The following is a 14051-nucleotide window of genomic DNA, read 5'->3' as shown; positions in this document are numbered from 1 at the left end:
CCCGGGCGTATCGGGCAGAACCGCCTCGAACGAGGGCCGGAAGTGCAAGATCGCGTGGGGGTTACGGGACGGCGGCCAAGCGCGCGTCCAGGGCGGCCAGGTCCGGGACGAACCACACCTGGTCGTGGCGGTTGGACTCGGCGACCAGGGCGCGCAGCGCGCCGCTGGCGGCCAGGTACGCGGAGATGTCCCCGACCACCACCAGGCGCAGCCGGTAGTTGACGAACTTCTGCATGACCTCCCCGGCGAAGCGGGTGCCCAGCGTGAAGAAGCTCGGGTCGAGCCGGGCGGCGGGCACCGCCACCACCGTGGCGCCGGCGAACGCCGCGCCGATCAGCTCCAGCGCGTCGGCCTCGGTGACGATCGGCGGGCCGGCCGGGTCGCAGACCAGCACCGTGACGCCGGCGCGCTCGCGCAGCTCGTCAGCCACGGTCGGCCTCCTTCCCGGCGAGCAGGCCGTTGTCGCCGTCGAGCACCGCGTCGAGCAGGCGCAGCAGCTCGGCGGTGGCGCCGAGGTCGCCCAGGACGATGATCTTCATGCGGTGCCGCTCCTCGTCGTGGACCGTCTGCACGCGCAGCGGACGGTCCGGGTCGGGGTGGGTGGTGACGCCGGCCAGCACCAGCGTGGCGAGCCGGTCGGCGGCGGCCCGGTCGACGCCGTCGAGGGCCACGATGCTGGACACCTCCGCCGCCGGGCCGGCCGGTCGCGCGGGCCGGCCGGTGAACGCGTCGAGGTCGGCGCGGGCGATCCGGTACTGCTTGCCGATCCGCGTCGCGGGCAGCCGGCCGGCGCGGATGTAGCCGCGGACCGTGCGCACGTGCAGCCCGAGCCGCGCCGCGACCTGCTCCACCGAGTACATGTCGTTACCCATCGCACCCTATGCTAGCGACAACAGGTAACAATAGGGAATTTCACCGGCCGGACACCCGCTGGCCGTCTCGGCCCGGCATACTGCCGGCGTGCAGCCCCGTCACGGCTACCTCGACGCGCCCGCGCCGCTGGCCTTCGCCCACCGCGGCGGCGCGGCCGACGGCGACGAGAACACCACCGCCGCGTTCGCCCGCGCGGTCGCGCTGGGCTACCGGTACGTGGAGACCGACGTGCACGCCACCGCCGACGGCGTGCCGGTGGTCTTCCACGACCCGACGCTGCGCCGCGTCACCGGCGAGGGCGGGCGCATCGCCGACCTGCGCTTCGCCGACCTCGCCTCGGTACGCGTCGGCGGCGCCGCCCTGGTGCCCCGCCTCGACGACGTGCTCGGCGCGTGGCCGCAGGTCCGGTTCAACGTCGACGTCAAGGCCGACGGCGGGGTGGCGCCGACCGTCGAGGCGGTGGTGCGGGCCGGCGCCGGCGACCGGGTGCTGCTCGCCTCGTTCAGCGACGCCCGGCTGACCCGGCTGCGCGCCCTGGCCGGCCCGACGGTCGCCACCAGCCTCGGCATGCGCGGCGTGGCCCGGCTGCGGATGGCCTCCCTGCACGGCCGGTCGCTGCGACTGCCGCCGTCCGTGGCCGCCGCCCAGGTCCCGGTCTCCTACGGGGGAATCCCGGTGGTCGACCGGCGGTTCCTCGCCTACTGCCACCGCATCGGCCTGCAGGTGCACGTCTGGACGATCGACGAACCCGCCCGGATGCACCAGTTACTTGATCTTGGGGTGGATGGCATCATGACCGATCACGTCGGCGTGCTCCGCGACGTCTACCGCAGCCGCGGCCACTGGGCCGCCTGAACCCCCGAGGACCGCCCCGATGGCCGAAACGGTCACCCCCGCCGTCGCCGAGCCCGCACCCCCGGGCAGCACCCGCCGCGAACGCACCGGCTGGTATCTCTACGACTGGGCCAACTCCGCGTTCCAGACCACCGTCATCACGGTCTTCCTCGGGCCGTTCCTGACCACCGTCACCGAGCTGGCCGCCGGCTGCGAGCTGGGCGCCGACCGCTGCGACGGCGTGGTGCACCCGCTGGGCATCCGCGTCGCCGCCGGCTCCTACTACCCGTACCTGATCTCGCTGTCGGTCTTCCTGACCGTGTTCGTGCTGCCCGTCATCGGCGCGATCGCCGACCGGTCCGCGCACAAGAAGCGGCTGCTGGCCGCCGCCGCGTTCACCGGCGCCGGCGCGACCATCGCGTTCGCGTTCGTCACCGGCGAGCGGTACCTGCTCGGCGGCGCGCTGTTCCTCGTCGCGAACATCTCCTTCGGCGCCGCCGTGGTCGTCTACAACTCGTTCCTGCCGCAGCTCGGCGGCCCGGACGACCGCGACGCCATCTCCAGCCGCGGCTGGGCCATCGGCTACCTCGGCGGCGGGCTGCTGCTCGCGCTCAACCTGGTCGCCGTCACCGCGCTCAGCGAGGAGGGCAACGCCCAGCGCACCCTCGACCTGGCCCGCTGGTCGATCGTCTCGGCCGGCGTGTGGTGGGCCGCGTTCACCCTGCTGCCGCTGCGCTGGCTGCGCGAACGCCCGCCGGTCGCCGTGCCGCTCGGCGGCGGCAACGTCCTCACCGACGGGTTCCGGCAACTCGGCCGCACGCTGCGCGAGGTCAAGGCGTACCCGCTGACGCTGTTCTTCCTGCTCGCGTTCCTGGTGTTCAACGACGGCATCCAGACCGTCATCACCCTCGCCAGCCAGTACGGCACCGAGGAGCTGCGGCTGGAGCAGAGCACCCTGATCGTGACCATCCTGCTGGTGCAGTTCCTCGCCTTCGGCGGCGCGCTCGCGCTCGGCGCGCTCGCCCGACGCATCGGCGCCTGGAAGACCGTGCTGCTGTCGCTGGTGCTCTGGACCGGCGTGATCATCGCCGCGTTCCGGCTGCCCGCCGAGGCGCCGGTGCCGTTCATGATCCTCGGCGGCTGCATCGGGCTGGTGCTCGGCGGCAGCCAGGCGCTGAGCCGATCGCTGTTCAGCCAGCTCATCCCCGCCGGCAAGGAGGGCGAGTACTACGGCTTCTACGAGATCAGCGACAAGGGCACCAGCTGGCTCGGCCCGCTCGCGTTCGGCCTGGTGTTCCAGCTCACCTCGTCCTACCGGGTGGGCCTGGTGTCGCTGCTGATCTTCTTCGTGGTCGGCTTCGCGTTGCTGGCCGCCGTGCCGATGCGCCGGGCCATCATCGCCGCCGGCAACACCCCGCCCCGGGTGCTCTGAGCGCACCCGGTCGATCATCTCGGCCGGTATGCGGCGGCGTCGATCGGCTAGGCTGCCCCGACGTGACCGACGACGCCGCTGCCGCCCCGACCTGCCTGGCCCGCCCCCTGCCGGGGCCCGGCGACGACCGTGCCGGCGGCTGCGCCGCCGCCCGGGGCGTCGACGGCCGGCCGCTGCACGCCGCCGCGCTGAAGTTCTTCTGGGGACCGATGGACTGCGGCAAGTCCACCATGGCGTTGCAGATGAACTACAACCACGCCCGGCAGGGTCGCCGCGGCCTGGTCACCACCCGCATCGACCGCTCGTTGGGCCCGCAGGTCACCACCCGCATCGGCCTGGCCCACGAGGCCATCGAGGTCACCGACGGACTCGACCTGCGTGACCTGGTCCGCGACGCGTGGGCCGAGGGGGTACGCGTCGACTACCTGATCTGCGACGAGGCGTCCTTCTACGACCTGGACCACGTCGAGCAGATGGCCGAGCTGGTCGACAAGTTCGACGTCGACGTCTACGCCTTCGGCCTGGCCACCGACTTCCGCTCCTGCCTGTTCCCGGCCGCGCAACGGCTCTTCGAGCTGGCCGACGAGGTGGCCCGCATCCAGGTCGAGGTGCTGTGCTGGTGCGGCCGGGAAGGGCTGCTCAACGCCCGGGTGGTCGACGGCCGGGTGGTCCGCGAGGGCGCGCAGGTCGTCATCGGCGACACCGTGGACACCGCCGACGTCCGCTACCAGGTGCTGTGCCGACGGCACTACCGCTCCGGCGACCTGGGCCCACGCGCCTGAGGCTCAGAACGGGTCCCCGCACACCCGCCAGCCGCCGTCCTCCGGCACCACCGGCAGCTCCCGCTCCTCGCTGCCGCCGCCGTCGCGGTTCAACCGCACCAGCACCGTGCCGCGTGGCCGACCCGCCCGGGTCGACACCGACACGTCGACGATCTCGTAGCCGCTGACCAGCGGCGGGGTCCGCACCCAACTGCCGAACCCGGCCTGACTCCACCGGCTGCGCGCCTCGGCGCACAACCGCCCGTACGCCCGGTCGGTGTCGCCGGCGGCGACGTCCCGGAAGAACCCGTCCGCGGTCTCCCGCACCGGCCCGTCGGCCTGGAGCACCACCTGCGCGTTCCACACCGCCAGCCCGGCCACCCCGATCAGGCAGGTACCCAGCCCGAGCACGGCGACCAGCACACCCGCGCGCATCGGCCGGCGACGCCGGGCCGGTCGGTGCCACACCTGCTGACTGCCCATCACCACCGACGGTAGGCAACCGGCGACCGGCGCGCAGCCGGTTGCGCCGCCCGGCGGTGGACCGTGCGCCGTCGGCGTACGCCCCGGAGCAGCCGTGGACGACGCGTGCCGCGCCGGTCGCCGGTACCTGACAGGAGGTGACAGGTACCGGCGGCAGACTCCCCGGCATGACGACGCACGCCGACCTCGCGATGGTCAACCTCGACAGTTCCGACCCGGCCGCCCACGCGGCGTTCTACGGCCACGCCCTCGGCTGGGAGATCACCCACAGCGAGGCCGAGTACGCCATGATCACCTCCGCCGGCGGCACGTCGATCGGGTTCGGGCTGGTGCCCGGCTACGCGCCGCCGGCCTGGCCGGACCCGACCGGCGTCAAGCGCTACCACCTGGACCTGACCGTCGACGACGTGTCGGCCGCGGAGCGGGACCTGGTGGCGGCCGGCGCGACCCGGCCGGAGCACCAGCCCGGCGGCGGAAGCTGGACCGTGCTGCTCGACCCGATCGGGCAGCCGTTCTGCCTCTGCCCGCGCCGCCCGGAGTGAGACCGGCTCAGCGCAGCGGGCCGCGGGCGACCGCGGCCCGCATCGCGGCCGGGTCACCGGCGGGCACGTACTCCAGCCACCAGGTGGCGCCCGCCGCCGCCAGGTCGGCCAGGTAGGCGCGCTCGGCCCGCTCGTCGGCCCGCCGCCGCCGGCCGCCGACCGCCACGTCGAACGGCGCACCGTCGGCGCGCGTCGCCGGCAGCGCGGCGACCAGGGCAGCAACCTCGTCGGCGGTGAAGTCGGACCAGCCGTCGGTGTCGGTCAGCTTGTAGGGCACGATTCCGTCGGCCCGGGCCGCCCGCCGCAGCACCGCCTTGGCCTGGGTGCTGCCGCCGACCCAGACCGGCACCCGGGGCGACTGCACCGGCGCCGGTCGCAGCGCCACGCCCTCGGCGCGGTAGTGCCCGCCCCGATGGGTGACCCGCTCGCCGCCGAGCAGCGCGACCAGCAGGTCCAGGCCCTCGTCGAGCATCGCGGCGCGGGTCTTCACGTCGGTCGGCTCGCCGAACGCGGCCAGCCCCCGGTCGGCCGGATCGCCGAGACCGACCGCGACGCCGGCCCGGCCGCCGGAGAGGTGGTCGAGGGTGAGCACCTCCCGGGCCAGCTTCGCCGGGCGACGCCGGGGCAGCGCGGTCACCGTGGTGCCCAGCCGGATCCGGTCGGTGCGCCCGGCCACCGCCGCCAGCACCAGCCACGGGTCCCAGGTCGGCGGGTCGTCACCGGCGTGGTGGATGACGTAGTCCTCCAGGAAGACGCCGTCCCAGCCGGACCGCTCGGCCAACTCGCCGAGCGCGACCAGGTCGCCGACCGTCACCGAGGCGCCGCCGCAGGAGATCTCCAGGCCGTGTCGCATCCCGGCACCCTACGGCCGGGCTCCGACGCTCAGCCGCGGCGGCGGGCCCGGGCGGCCCAGATCGCGTACGCCGGGTCGCGGTCCAGGTTGTGCCGGTCCCGGTCGTAGCGACGGGTGGTCCGCGGGTCGGCGTGACCCATCGCGTCCTGCACGTCCTCCAGCGGCACGCCCTCCGAGCGGGCCGTGGTGGCGAACGCGTGCCGCAGCGAGTGCGGCGACAACCGCGCCCAGGCGGCGATCCCGGCGGTCTGCGCCAGCCGACGTACCAGCCGGAACACGGCGTGCCGGTCCAGTCGCCCGCCGGTGGCGGTGACCAGCAGCGGGCCGGTCAGCTGCGGCACCGTGACGCCCTGGGCGGCGGCCCGCTCCGCCAGGTAGGCGTCCAGCGCGTACGTGGTGCCGGGGGTGAGCGCGCGACGGCGTACCTTGCCGCCCTTGCCGACGAAGCGGACGCTGCGGTGACCGCGTTCCGCGCCCAGGTCGGCCAGGTCCAGCGAGACCAGCTCGCCGACCCGCAGGCCCAGGTCGGCCAGGAGCGCGAGGGTGGCGCGGTTGCGGGCGGCGGTCGGGCCGGCGTCCGCCTCGGCGGCGGCCAGCAGCGCGTCGACCTCGTCCGGGCTGAGGCCGACGGTGGCGGAGTGGTCCCGGTCGACCCGGGGCCGGTCGGCCGCGGCGACCGGATTGGCCGGCACCGCGCCCAGCTTGACCAGGAAGTCGTACCAGCTCGACAGCGCGGACAGCCGGCGCGCCACGGTGGCCGGGGTCAGCGGGCGGCCGTCGCGTCCGCGCGGGGTGGACTCCAGGTCCCGGCCGTACGCGTTGACGTCGAGGAAGGTGACCCGCAGCGGCTCCAGGCCCCGCTCGGCGCACCAGCGCAGCCAGCCGGTCACGTCCCGCCGGTACGCGTCGCGGGTGTGCTCGGACAGTCGCCGGTTACGCAGCCACGCCTCGGTGAAGTCGGCCGGAGCGCCGGACACGGCGACACGGGCGCGGGGCAGGACCTCGGGACGCAACATGCGAGAAAGGTTCTCAGTCGGCGGCGCGTTTCGCGACGAGGCGCGCCGCGACCGGATCGCCGGCAGGGGTTACCGTCGTGCGGTGCGCGCCAGCCGGCTGGTCTCCCTGCTGCTGCTCCTGCAGGCCCGGGGGCGGATGACCGCCCAGGAACTCGCCGACGCCCTGGAGGTGTCGGTGCGGACCGTCTACCGCGACGTCGAGTCGCTCGGCGCCGCCGGCGTCCCGGTGTACGCCGACCGCGGCCCGGCCGGCGGCTACCGGCTGCTGGCCGGCTACCGCACCCGGCTCACCGGGCTGACCGGCCCGGAGGCCGAGGCGCTGTTCCTCGCCGGCCTGCCCGGGCCCGCCGCGGAGCTGGGCCTGGCGACCACGGTGGCCGCGGCCGAGCTGAAGGTGCGGGCCGCGCTGCCGGAGGAACTCGCCGACCGCAGCGGCCGGCTGCGGCAGCGGTTCCACCTGGACGCGCCCGGCTGGTTCCGGCACCCGGAGGCCACCCCGCACCTGGCCACGCTGGCCGGCGCGGTGTGGGAGGACCGGATGGTCCGGCTGCGCTACCGGCGTTGGCGCGCCCCGCGGGAGGTGACCCGGCTGGTCGCCCCGCTCGGCGTGGTGCTCAAGGCCGGCCGCTGGTACCTGGTGGCCCGGTGCGAGGAGCAGGTCCGCACGTACCGGGTCGGCGCGGTGCTCGACGCGGTGGTCACTGACGAGCGGCACCAGCGCCCGGACGGCTTCGACCTGGCCGCCTACTGGCGGGAGTGGACCGCCCGGTACGAACGCGACGTCTACCGCGGCGAGGCGCGCATCCGGCTCAGCACCGCCGCGTTGGAGTTCATGCCCTACGTCTTCCCGCCGGAGATGGCACGGGCGGCCCGGGCGGCGGCCGGCGAACCCGGCCCGGACGGCTGGCGGGAGACCACCGTGCCGATCGAGTCGACGCGGCACGCCCACGCCGAACTGCTCAAGCTCGGCGCCGAGGTGGAGGTGCTGGCCCCGGCCGAGTTGCGGGACCGGTTCACCGCCACGGCGCGCGCGCTGACCCGGCTCTACCCGTCGGACACCGACGCGGGGGCGGCCGGCGCGCCGGTCTCCCCCGCGTCGGCGTGACGCGCGTTCAGACGGTGGTGAGCTGCCGGTGCCCGTTGCCCTCCGCGGCCGAGGTGACCGCGATCCGGCGCGGCTTGGCCCGCTCGGCGATCGGGATGCGCAGCGTCAGCACCCCGTTGTCGTAGCCGGCCTCCAGCCGGTCGGTGTCCAGCGTGTCGCCCAGGAACAGCTGCCGGGTGAACGTGCCCATCGGACGTTCGGCCGCGACCAGCTCGACGTGCTCGCCGGTCGGGCGACGCCGCTCGGCGCGGACGGTCAGCACGTTGCGCTCGACGGTGCAGTCGATGCTGTCCGGGTCCACGCCGGGCAGGTCGAAGGCGGCGTAGAAGTGGTCGCCGTCGCGGTAGGCGTCCAGGTGCATCACGGCCGGGCGGGCGGTGGTGCCGAAGAACTGCTCGGCGATCCGGTCGATCTCGCGGAACGGGTCGGTACGCATCAACATGGTCCTGCCTCCTCGGTTCTCCTGGCCCAAGGTCTCGACTTGAGTCTGAGTGACTCAACTTCCGGTTTCTGTTTTAGCGCGGCGGCACGCCGTCGTCAACCTCCTCGGCGGCGGGCGTTCGCGCTCACGGCCCGGTCCGCCAGTAGACGCCCTGCTCGCGGGTGAGCAGCACGTCGTCGACGAGATAGCGGCGCAGCGTGACGTGGTCCGCCGCACCGCCCTCGCACCAGGGGCGCAGCGCCTCGTCCACCAGCCGCTCCGGGTAGCGCCGCCCGGGCTCGAAGGTGCGCTCGGTGATGTGCTCCAGCAGCACCCGGCGGCGACCCCGCTGCGCCGGCAGCCGGATCAGCGCGCCGTCGCGCAGGAACGTGCGCAGGACCGTCTCGCGCCGGTCGGCCGGCGGGAGCGCCGGCGACGACGCCCCGGCCCGGGCGAACTCGCGCAGCCGTTCACCGTCGACGCGCAGGCCGTCGGCGTCGGTCAGCACACCGGCGTCGGTGAGCCGGCGCACGGCGGTGGCGACGTCGCGGGCCGGCAGGCCGGTGCGCGTCACCACGGACGCGACGTCCCGGGCGCCGAGCACGATCGCGGCGAACACGGCCCGGCGACGCTCGTCGGCGAGCGCCCCCGCGAGAGCTTGAGCGGTCATGGCCGGCAGCCTGCCAGCAGCCACCGGGCACGGCCAGGCGTTTTCCCCGACCACACCGGGGGCGGGCGGCTCCTGACCGGCCGCGTCACGGCGGCCGGCTGGGCTGCCGGTCAGGCCGGGACGGCGGCGGTGAAGTCGACGTCGGCGGTGTCGACCGTGCCGGCGCGGCGGCCCGGGGCGCGCTGGAAGCCCCAGTAGAGGTTGGTGTGCGCGATCACCTGCGCCGGCGGGGGCGCGCCGTAGGCCGACAGGTCCTCGGTGGTGTGGGCGTCGGCGACCAGCGTGGTGTCGTAGCCGCGGGTGAACGCGCCGTGCAGGGTGGAACGGACACAGGCGTCGGTCTGCGCGCCGGTCACGACGAGCCGCCCGACACCCCCGGCGGCGAGCACCTGCTCCAGGTCGGTGGCCTCGAACGAGTCGCCGTAGGCCTTGTGCACGAGCGGCTCGTCGTCGCGGCGCACCAGCTCCGGCACGATCCGCCACTGCTCACTGCCGGTGGGCAGCTCCTCGCTGTGATGCTGCACCCAGACCACCGGGACGCCGGCCGCGCGGGCGCGCTCGACCAGGGCGGCGATGTTCGCGACCACCCGGTCCCGGTCGTGGGCGCCGCGCACCACGCCGTTCTGCACGTCGACGACGAGCAGCGCGGTGTGCGGGCGGTCGGTGAGCGTGGTCATGACGAGGCTCCTTCGACGGCGGCGATCCCCGTCAACCTAACGACGGCCCCCGACACTTTCGCCGTACCGCGCGACGGTCACAGGAAACGGTGCATGACGTGCAGGCCCACCCGGCCCAGGGTGGGATGGGTGAACGCCTCCGGCACGGTGCCGACCACCGTGAAGCCGAGCCGCCGGTAGAGCCGCACCGCCACGGTGTTGGTCTCCACCACGGCGTTGAACTGCATCGCGGCGAAACCGGCCCGACGGGCCCAGTCCAACGCCTCCTCGCACAGCGCCCGGCCCACGCCACGACCGCGTGCGTCCGCGGCCACCAGGAAACTCGCGGTCGCCACGTGCGCACCCGGGCCCGGCCGGTTGGCGCCCATCTTGGCGCTGCCGAGCACGACGCCGTCGTCGTCCACCGCCACCGAGGTACGCCCCGGCGGGCGTTCCACCCACACCTCGCGGGCCACCCCGGCCGACCAGGCCGGGTCGTAGGCGAACGTGTCCCCGGCGGTGATGACGCACTCGACGATCGGCCAGACCTGGCCCCAGTCGGCGTCGACGTGCTCCCGGATGCGCATCGTCGGCACGCTAGCCCGCGACGTCACGCGCGGCCACCCGTTTCCACCCGCCCCCGCGCCGGATCACCGTACGGCCATACTTGTCGCCATGCTCTGGGGTGTCAGCGGACCGATCTTCCTCCTCGACTACCTGGGCGCGGTCGCCGTGGCCGTCGCGGTCGCCGTGGCGGTACGCGAGCTGACCGGCCGCCGGGCCCGGGGCGCGACACCCGACCGGGTCGAGTTGGCGTACCTCACCGACCGGGCGCTGCTGGCCTGCCAGGTGGGCGTGGCCGCGCTGCGCCGCGCCGGCGGGGTGACCGTCGGCGAACTCGCCACCCTGCACGCCGACGGTCCACCACCGTCCCGGCCGCCGGCCCTGGTCCGCGCCCTGCACACCGCGCTGCGCCGCCCGCAGACCTGGGCCGCCGTGCTGGCCGACCCCGACGTCGCGCGGGCGCTGCGCCGGATGGTCGGCCGGCTGGTCCGCGACGGCTGGCTGCTCACCCGCGCCCAACGCCGACGGGTCGCCCTGGGCACGCTGCCGCTGTTCCTGGTCGCCGCGGTCGGGGTGACCCGGCTGGTGGACAGCGCGGTCGAGGGCCGCACCGCCGGCGGACCCGCCTCGGTCGCCGGGCTGCTGCTCTGCTGCCTGGCCACCGCGCTGGGCGGCTGGTGGCTGACCGAGGTGCCGGAGACCGGCGCCGCCGCACGGCGCCTGCTGCGCCGGCTGCGCCGCGAGCACGCCGACCTCGACCCCGAACGCCGTCCCACCTGGCAGGGCCGGGACACCGACGCGTTGCTCACCGCCATGGCGCTGTTCGGCCCGCGTCCGCTGCTCGCCGTCGACCCGGCCTTCGCCGTCCAGGTCGGCGTCGACCCGGAGCGGGGCCGCCCCCGACCGGAACGCCGCCCCGCCCGCCGCTGAGCGGCCCCTCGACGGGCGACGCCGTCGCCGATGCGGCAGAGTGACCCCACGACCGCAGGGCAGGGAGGTGAGCCGTGGACGGAGTGGTGTTCCCCGCGACCGGCGACGGCCGGCGCAGCACGACCGCGCTGGGCCGCGCCGTGGTCGCCGACGCGCTACGCGCCGTCGACCCGGTCGGCGCCCGCTCCGCCGAGCACGAGACCGACTGGCGGCGCGGCTACCTCACCCACTTCCGCCGACTCGTCGAGGCCGGCCTGCTCTCCCGCGCCGCCGCGCTCACCGTCGCCCGTGACGGCCTCACCGCGCTGCACACCCGCATGCGGTACGCGCCGCCCGGCGGCGGCCCCGACGTCGCGCTCGACGCGGCGCTCACCTCGACCGGCCCGGAACCGCCGCTGCACACCGCCACGGTCACCGGCGCCGGGCCGGTGGAACGGGAACTGTCCGTGCCGTACCGGGGGCACCGCCTGCGTGGCGACGACCTGCGCCGCCGCCTCGACGCCTGGGTGGACGCGGGCGTGGTCGAACCGAGCTGCGCCGAGGCGGTCGGCGCGGTGCTCGCCAACCCCGACTGGCTGGACCTGCGCGACCAGCGGGTCGTGGTGCTCGGCGCGGGCGCCGAGATGGGCCCGCTGCCGTCGGTGCTGCGCTGGGGCGGCGACGTGGTCGCGGTCGACCTGCCCCGCCCGGAGATCTGGCGCCGGGTGCTGCGCACCGCGCGCCGTCACGGTGGCCGCCTGCACCTGCCGGTGCCGGCCGGCACCGGCGACGACGACGCCGCGCTGGCCGCCGCCGCCGGCGCGGACCTGCTGCACCGGCTGCCGCAGGCCGCCCGCTGGCTGGCCGGCATCGACGGCCGGCTGGTGCTCGGCAACTACGTCTACGCCGACGGCGCCACCAACGTCCGGGTGGCCACCGCCGTCGACGCGCTCACCGTCGAGCTGACCCGGCACCGCCCGGACGCGGCGCTGGCGTTCCTGGCCACCCCCACCGACGTGTACGCGGTGCCCGGCGACGCGGTCGACCACGCCGACCGCGGGTACGCCGCCCGCGGGCCGGCCCGCCGGTCCCTGCGGCTGATCTCCGGCGGCCGGCTGTTGCGCCGCAACTACCCGCCCGGCGCCGACCCGGGCGTCAACGACAGCCTGGTCCCCCAGCAGGGACCGAACTACGCGCTGGCCAAACGGCTGCAACGTTGGCGCGCGGCGGTGGCCCGTGACGCCGGCACCACGGTGTCGTTCACCGTCGCGCCGCCCACCCGCACCCGGTCGGTGCTGCGCAACCGCGCGCTCGCCGCCGCGTACGCCGGCGCGCACCGTTTCGGCGTCGAGGTGTTCGAGCCGGCCACCAGCAACACGCTGATGGCCGCGCTGCTCGTGCACGACCTGCGCACCGGCGGCGGGCCGACGCAGGAGCACCCGTGGCGGGACGAAGCGTACGCGGCGGCACACGGCGGGCTGTGGCGGATCCCGTACGCGCCGCGCAGCGCGCTCGGCCTGGCCGTGCTCCTCGGCCTCGGCGGGGCCCGCGCCTGAGGCGGGTTTCCTTGTCTTGGCCGCCGGGAAGGCTCCGGCATGGCCGAGACATTCGCGAGCGAAGACCTGAAGACGCTGCGGTCCATGGCGCGCGGGGCCGGGATCCCGGAGGCCGAGCGCCTGTCGCACGACGACCTAGTCGAGGTGTTGCGCCGGGCCGGCCTGGCCGACGGCACCTCGGACGACTGGCCGGACCAGCCGATCGAGGACCCGGCACACCTGGCCGGGCTGCCGCGAAGCTCGCTGCGGCAGGGCGACGAGAGCACCGGCGGCCGGGCCGCCGAGGAGGCGATCGGCGCCCGACCCGGTGAGTCCGGCACCGAGGTCGACGACCGCACGCAACGCTGACCACGTACGGCTGGGGGCGCCGCCGGTCCGGCGGCGGCCCCACGTCTCGTCGCGGTGGGAGGTCCCGCCGCGACGATGCCGCCGGCCTATGCTCGCCGGATGCTGTCTGAGGTGACCGGACTGTCCCGACACTTCACCGAGGAGTCACTGCGGGCCCACCTGCTGGCGCGCTCGACCCGCACGCCCGGCGGCTGCCTGATCGTCCGCGGCTACGGCACCCGACGTGGGGTTCACCAGAAGGTGGCCGGCCGGGCGTGGGCGCACGTCGCCGCGTACGCGGTCTTCGTCGGCGGCTACCGGCCGGGTCTGGAGGTGCGGCACGACTGCGGCGTGCTCGACTGCATCGAGCCGACGCACCTGCGTCAGCTCAGCCGTGGCGACAACCGCCGCGCGCGGCGGCAGCAGCCGACCTGCCGCAACGGGCACGAGCGGGAGGTCGACCCCGGCACCGGTCGGTTCCGGAAGGTGTGCCGGCACTGCAACAGCGACGCCCAGCGGCGGTGGCGCGAGCGCCGCGCCGCCGAGGTGGCCGCCGCCCGAGCCGGTTACCGACCCTGAGCCGCGATCGGGTCGTCAGCGAAGCTGGTCGGCGCGGTGCAGGTGATCGAAGTCGCTCTGGTCGACCGGGGAGACGCGGTGCCGGTCGGCGTAGGTCAGCCAGGTGATCTCCTCGATCTCGTGGGCCGGCCGTAGGGCGCCCCGGTAGTCGCCGGTGTAGCAGCGCATCCGTACGACGGTGCCGCGTCCTTGCCGCGTGAGGTCCGGACCGGACGGTGCGCGGGCGATGACACCAGCTCGAAGCCTTACGCACAAGAACTGTCATTATGGTGCATGAACGTTTTGCGGCATTTGCCCAGCGGATTTACTGGTTTGTTGTAACCGGCAATCCGTTAATTAGCGGGATAACCGGTTGAGCCGCTCCTCCGTGTCTCCTAAGTTGCCTGGCACACCGAGGAGAGAGGACACGAGCCGCATGACCCAGCCCGCTCTGCGGATCTGACACGTTCCACCGCGCACCGGAACCCGAC

18 protein-coding genes and 1 pseudogene are annotated in these 14051 nt (G+C 75.1%); 9 read left to right on the top strand and 10 right to left on the bottom strand.

Annotation, left to right across the window (positions count from 1 at the left end; translation table 11 throughout):
• Positions 1–61: 61 nt before the first annotated feature.
• Together AB0B02_RS19015 and AB0B02_RS19010 are read right to left on the bottom strand one after the other, a co-directional pair.
• On the bottom strand, positions 62–430 hold the full coding sequence (locus AB0B02_RS19015) for a DUF4180 domain-containing protein (RefSeq protein ID WP_281941246.1): 369 nt from the start codon (positions 428–430) through the stop codon (positions 62–64).
• Complete coding sequence (locus tag AB0B02_RS19010) at positions 423–872, bottom strand: helix-turn-helix domain-containing protein (protein ID WP_357301903.1); 450 nt, start codon at positions 870–872, stop codon at positions 423–425. The genes AB0B02_RS19015 and AB0B02_RS19010 overlap by 8 nt, the downstream gene beginning before the upstream one ends.
• 88 nt (positions 873–960) lie before the next feature.
• On the opposite strand from AB0B02_RS19010, the gene AB0B02_RS19005 reads away from it, so the two are divergent.
• The 3 genes from AB0B02_RS19005 to AB0B02_RS18995 all read left to right on the top strand — a co-directional run bounded on the left by AB0B02_RS19005 (position 961) and on the right by AB0B02_RS18995 (position 3921).
• Complete coding sequence (locus AB0B02_RS19005) at positions 961–1728, top strand: glycerophosphodiester phosphodiesterase (RefSeq protein ID WP_357301900.1); 768 nt, start codon at positions 961–963, stop codon at positions 1726–1728.
• 19 nt (positions 1729–1747) lie between these two features.
• Positions 1748–3139 (top strand): MFS transporter, encoded by a 1392-nt coding sequence (locus tag AB0B02_RS19000; protein WP_357301897.1) that lies wholly within the window; start codon positions 1748–1750, stop codon positions 3137–3139.
• A gap of 107 nt (positions 3140–3246) precedes the next feature.
• Positions 3247–3921 carry a thymidine kinase gene (locus AB0B02_RS18995; RefSeq protein ID WP_281942670.1) on the top strand — a complete coding sequence of 225 codons (675 nt, stop codon included), beginning with the start codon at positions 3247–3249 and terminating at the stop codon, positions 3919–3921.
• 3 nt (positions 3922–3924) lie between these two features.
• On the opposite strand, the gene AB0B02_RS18990 is transcribed toward AB0B02_RS18995, so the two are convergent.
• Entirely contained in the window at positions 3925–4383 is a 459-nt protein-coding gene (locus tag AB0B02_RS18990; RefSeq protein WP_281941239.1) for a hypothetical protein, read from the bottom strand.
• Between the two features lie 167 nt (positions 4384–4550).
• Here AB0B02_RS18990 and AB0B02_RS18985 point away from each other — a divergent pair, with 167 nt between their 5' ends.
• The gene (locus AB0B02_RS18985) at positions 4551–4925 is read left to right on the top strand and encodes a VOC family protein (protein ID WP_357301894.1); all 375 of its coding nucleotides are present in this window, start codon (positions 4551–4553) and stop codon (positions 4923–4925) included.
• 7 nt (positions 4926–4932) lie between these two features.
• On the opposite strand, the gene AB0B02_RS18980 is transcribed toward AB0B02_RS18985, so the two are convergent.
• Complete coding sequence (locus tag AB0B02_RS18980; protein ID WP_357301891.1) at positions 4933–5778, bottom strand: LLM class flavin-dependent oxidoreductase; 846 nt, start codon at positions 5776–5778, stop codon at positions 4933–4935.
• Positions 5779–5807: 29 nt separating this feature from the next.
• On the bottom strand, positions 5808–6794 hold the full coding sequence (locus AB0B02_RS18975; protein ID WP_281941235.1) for a tyrosine-type recombinase/integrase: 987 nt from the start codon (positions 6792–6794) through the stop codon (positions 5808–5810).
• Between the two features lie 82 nt (positions 6795–6876).
• Here AB0B02_RS18975 and AB0B02_RS18970 point away from each other — a divergent pair, with 82 nt between their 5' ends.
• Positions 6877–7899: a YafY family protein gene (locus AB0B02_RS18970; RefSeq protein WP_357301887.1), complete on the top strand. Its 1023-nt coding sequence runs from the start codon at positions 6877–6879 to the stop codon at positions 7897–7899.
• A gap of 7 nt (positions 7900–7906) precedes the next feature.
• On the opposite strand, the gene AB0B02_RS18965 is transcribed toward AB0B02_RS18970, so the two are convergent.
• The 4 genes from AB0B02_RS18965 to AB0B02_RS18950 form a co-directional block, all read right to left on the bottom strand.
• Positions 7907–8341, bottom strand: coding sequence for an Hsp20/alpha crystallin family protein (locus AB0B02_RS18965; protein WP_357301884.1), 435 nt, complete (start codon positions 8339–8341; stop codon positions 7907–7909).
• A 124-nt stretch (positions 8342–8465) separates the two neighbouring features.
• Positions 8466–8990 (bottom strand): DUF2087 domain-containing protein, encoded by a 525-nt coding sequence (locus tag AB0B02_RS18960; RefSeq protein WP_357301881.1) that lies wholly within the window; start codon positions 8988–8990, stop codon positions 8466–8468.
• Between the two features lie 110 nt (positions 8991–9100).
• Positions 9101–9667, bottom strand: a complete 567-nt coding sequence (locus AB0B02_RS18955) for a cysteine hydrolase family protein (protein ID WP_281941229.1) — start codon at positions 9665–9667, stop codon at positions 9101–9103.
• Positions 9668–9744: 77 nt separating this feature from the next.
• The gene (locus tag AB0B02_RS18950; RefSeq protein ID WP_281941227.1) at positions 9745–10233 is read right to left on the bottom strand and encodes a GNAT family N-acetyltransferase; all 489 of its coding nucleotides are present in this window, start codon (positions 10231–10233) and stop codon (positions 9745–9747) included.
• Positions 10234–10321: 88 nt separating this feature from the next.
• Between AB0B02_RS18950 and AB0B02_RS18945 the strand changes: the two genes are divergently transcribed.
• The 4 genes from AB0B02_RS18945 to AB0B02_RS18930 all read left to right on the top strand — a co-directional run bounded on the left by AB0B02_RS18945 (position 10322) and on the right by AB0B02_RS18930 (position 13581).
• Positions 10322–11140 (top strand): TIGR04222 domain-containing membrane protein, encoded by an 819-nt coding sequence (locus AB0B02_RS18945; protein ID WP_357301876.1) that lies wholly within the window; start codon positions 10322–10324, stop codon positions 11138–11140.
• Positions 11141–11214: 74 nt separating this feature from the next.
• Entirely contained in the window at positions 11215–12675 is a 1461-nt protein-coding gene (locus AB0B02_RS18940; protein WP_281941223.1) for a hypothetical protein, read from the top strand.
• A gap of 39 nt (positions 12676–12714) precedes the next feature.
• A complete protein-coding gene (locus tag AB0B02_RS18935) occupies positions 12715–13023 on the top strand; it encodes a hypothetical protein (protein WP_281941221.1) in 309 nt (102 codons plus the stop codon).
• 99 nt (positions 13024–13122) lie between these two features.
• Positions 13123–13581 carry an HNH endonuclease gene (locus tag AB0B02_RS18930; RefSeq protein ID WP_281941219.1) on the top strand — a complete coding sequence of 153 codons (459 nt, stop codon included), beginning with the start codon at positions 13123–13125 and terminating at the stop codon, positions 13579–13581.
• A 15-nt stretch (positions 13582–13596) separates the two neighbouring features.
• Here the strand turns inward: AB0B02_RS18930 and AB0B02_RS18925 are convergent.
• Positions 13597–13755, bottom strand: a pseudogene (locus tag AB0B02_RS18925) (DNA mismatch repair protein MutT); the annotation flags it as partial.
• Positions 13756–14051 lie beyond the last annotated feature (296 nt).

It is taken from the genome of Micromonospora sp. NPDC049240 (assembly GCF_040647835.1).
Taxonomy (GTDB): Bacteria; Actinomycetota; Actinomycetes; order Mycobacteriales; family Micromonosporaceae; genus Micromonospora.
This window is presented reverse-complemented; position numbering and strand designations above follow the sequence as displayed.

Excerpts from the sequence above, each read along its gene's own strand:
- AB0B02_RS19010 (WP_357301903.1), bottom strand. The coding sequence starts at position 872 with ATGGGTAACGACATGTACTCGGTGGAGCAGGTCGCGGCGCGGCTCGGG.
- AB0B02_RS19000 (WP_357301897.1), top strand. The coding sequence starts at position 1,748 with ATGGCCGAAACGGTCACCCCCGCCGTCGCCGAGCCCGCACCCCCGGGC.
- AB0B02_RS18990 (WP_281941239.1), bottom strand. The coding sequence starts at position 4,383 with ATGGGCAGTCAGCAGGTGTGGCACCGACCGGCCCGGCGTCGCCGGCCG.
- AB0B02_RS18985 (WP_357301894.1), top strand. The coding sequence starts at position 4,551 with ATGACGACGCACGCCGACCTCGCGATGGTCAACCTCGACAGTTCCGAC.
- AB0B02_RS18980 (WP_357301891.1), bottom strand. The coding sequence starts at position 5,778 with ATGCGACACGGCCTGGAGATCTCCTGCGGCGGCGCCTCGGTGACGGTC.
- AB0B02_RS18975 (WP_281941235.1), bottom strand. The coding sequence starts at position 6,794 with ATGTTGCGTCCCGAGGTCCTGCCCCGCGCCCGTGTCGCCGTGTCCGGC.
- AB0B02_RS18965 (WP_357301884.1), bottom strand. The coding sequence starts at position 8,341 with ATGTTGATGCGTACCGACCCGTTCCGCGAGATCGACCGGATCGCCGAG.
- AB0B02_RS18960 (WP_357301881.1), bottom strand. The coding sequence starts at position 8,990 with ATGACCGCTCAAGCTCTCGCGGGGGCGCTCGCCGACGAGCGTCGCCGG.
- AB0B02_RS18955 (WP_281941229.1), bottom strand. The coding sequence starts at position 9,667 with ATGACCACGCTCACCGACCGCCCGCACACCGCGCTGCTCGTCGTCGAC.
- AB0B02_RS18950 (WP_281941227.1), bottom strand. The coding sequence starts at position 10,233 with ATGCGCATCCGGGAGCACGTCGACGCCGACTGGGGCCAGGTCTGGCCG.
- AB0B02_RS18945 (WP_357301876.1), top strand. The coding sequence starts at position 10,322 with ATGCTCTGGGGTGTCAGCGGACCGATCTTCCTCCTCGACTACCTGGGC.
- AB0B02_RS18935 (WP_281941221.1), top strand. The coding sequence starts at position 12,715 with ATGGCCGAGACATTCGCGAGCGAAGACCTGAAGACGCTGCGGTCCATG.
- AB0B02_RS18930 (WP_281941219.1), top strand. The coding sequence starts at position 13,123 with ATGCTGTCTGAGGTGACCGGACTGTCCCGACACTTCACCGAGGAGTCA.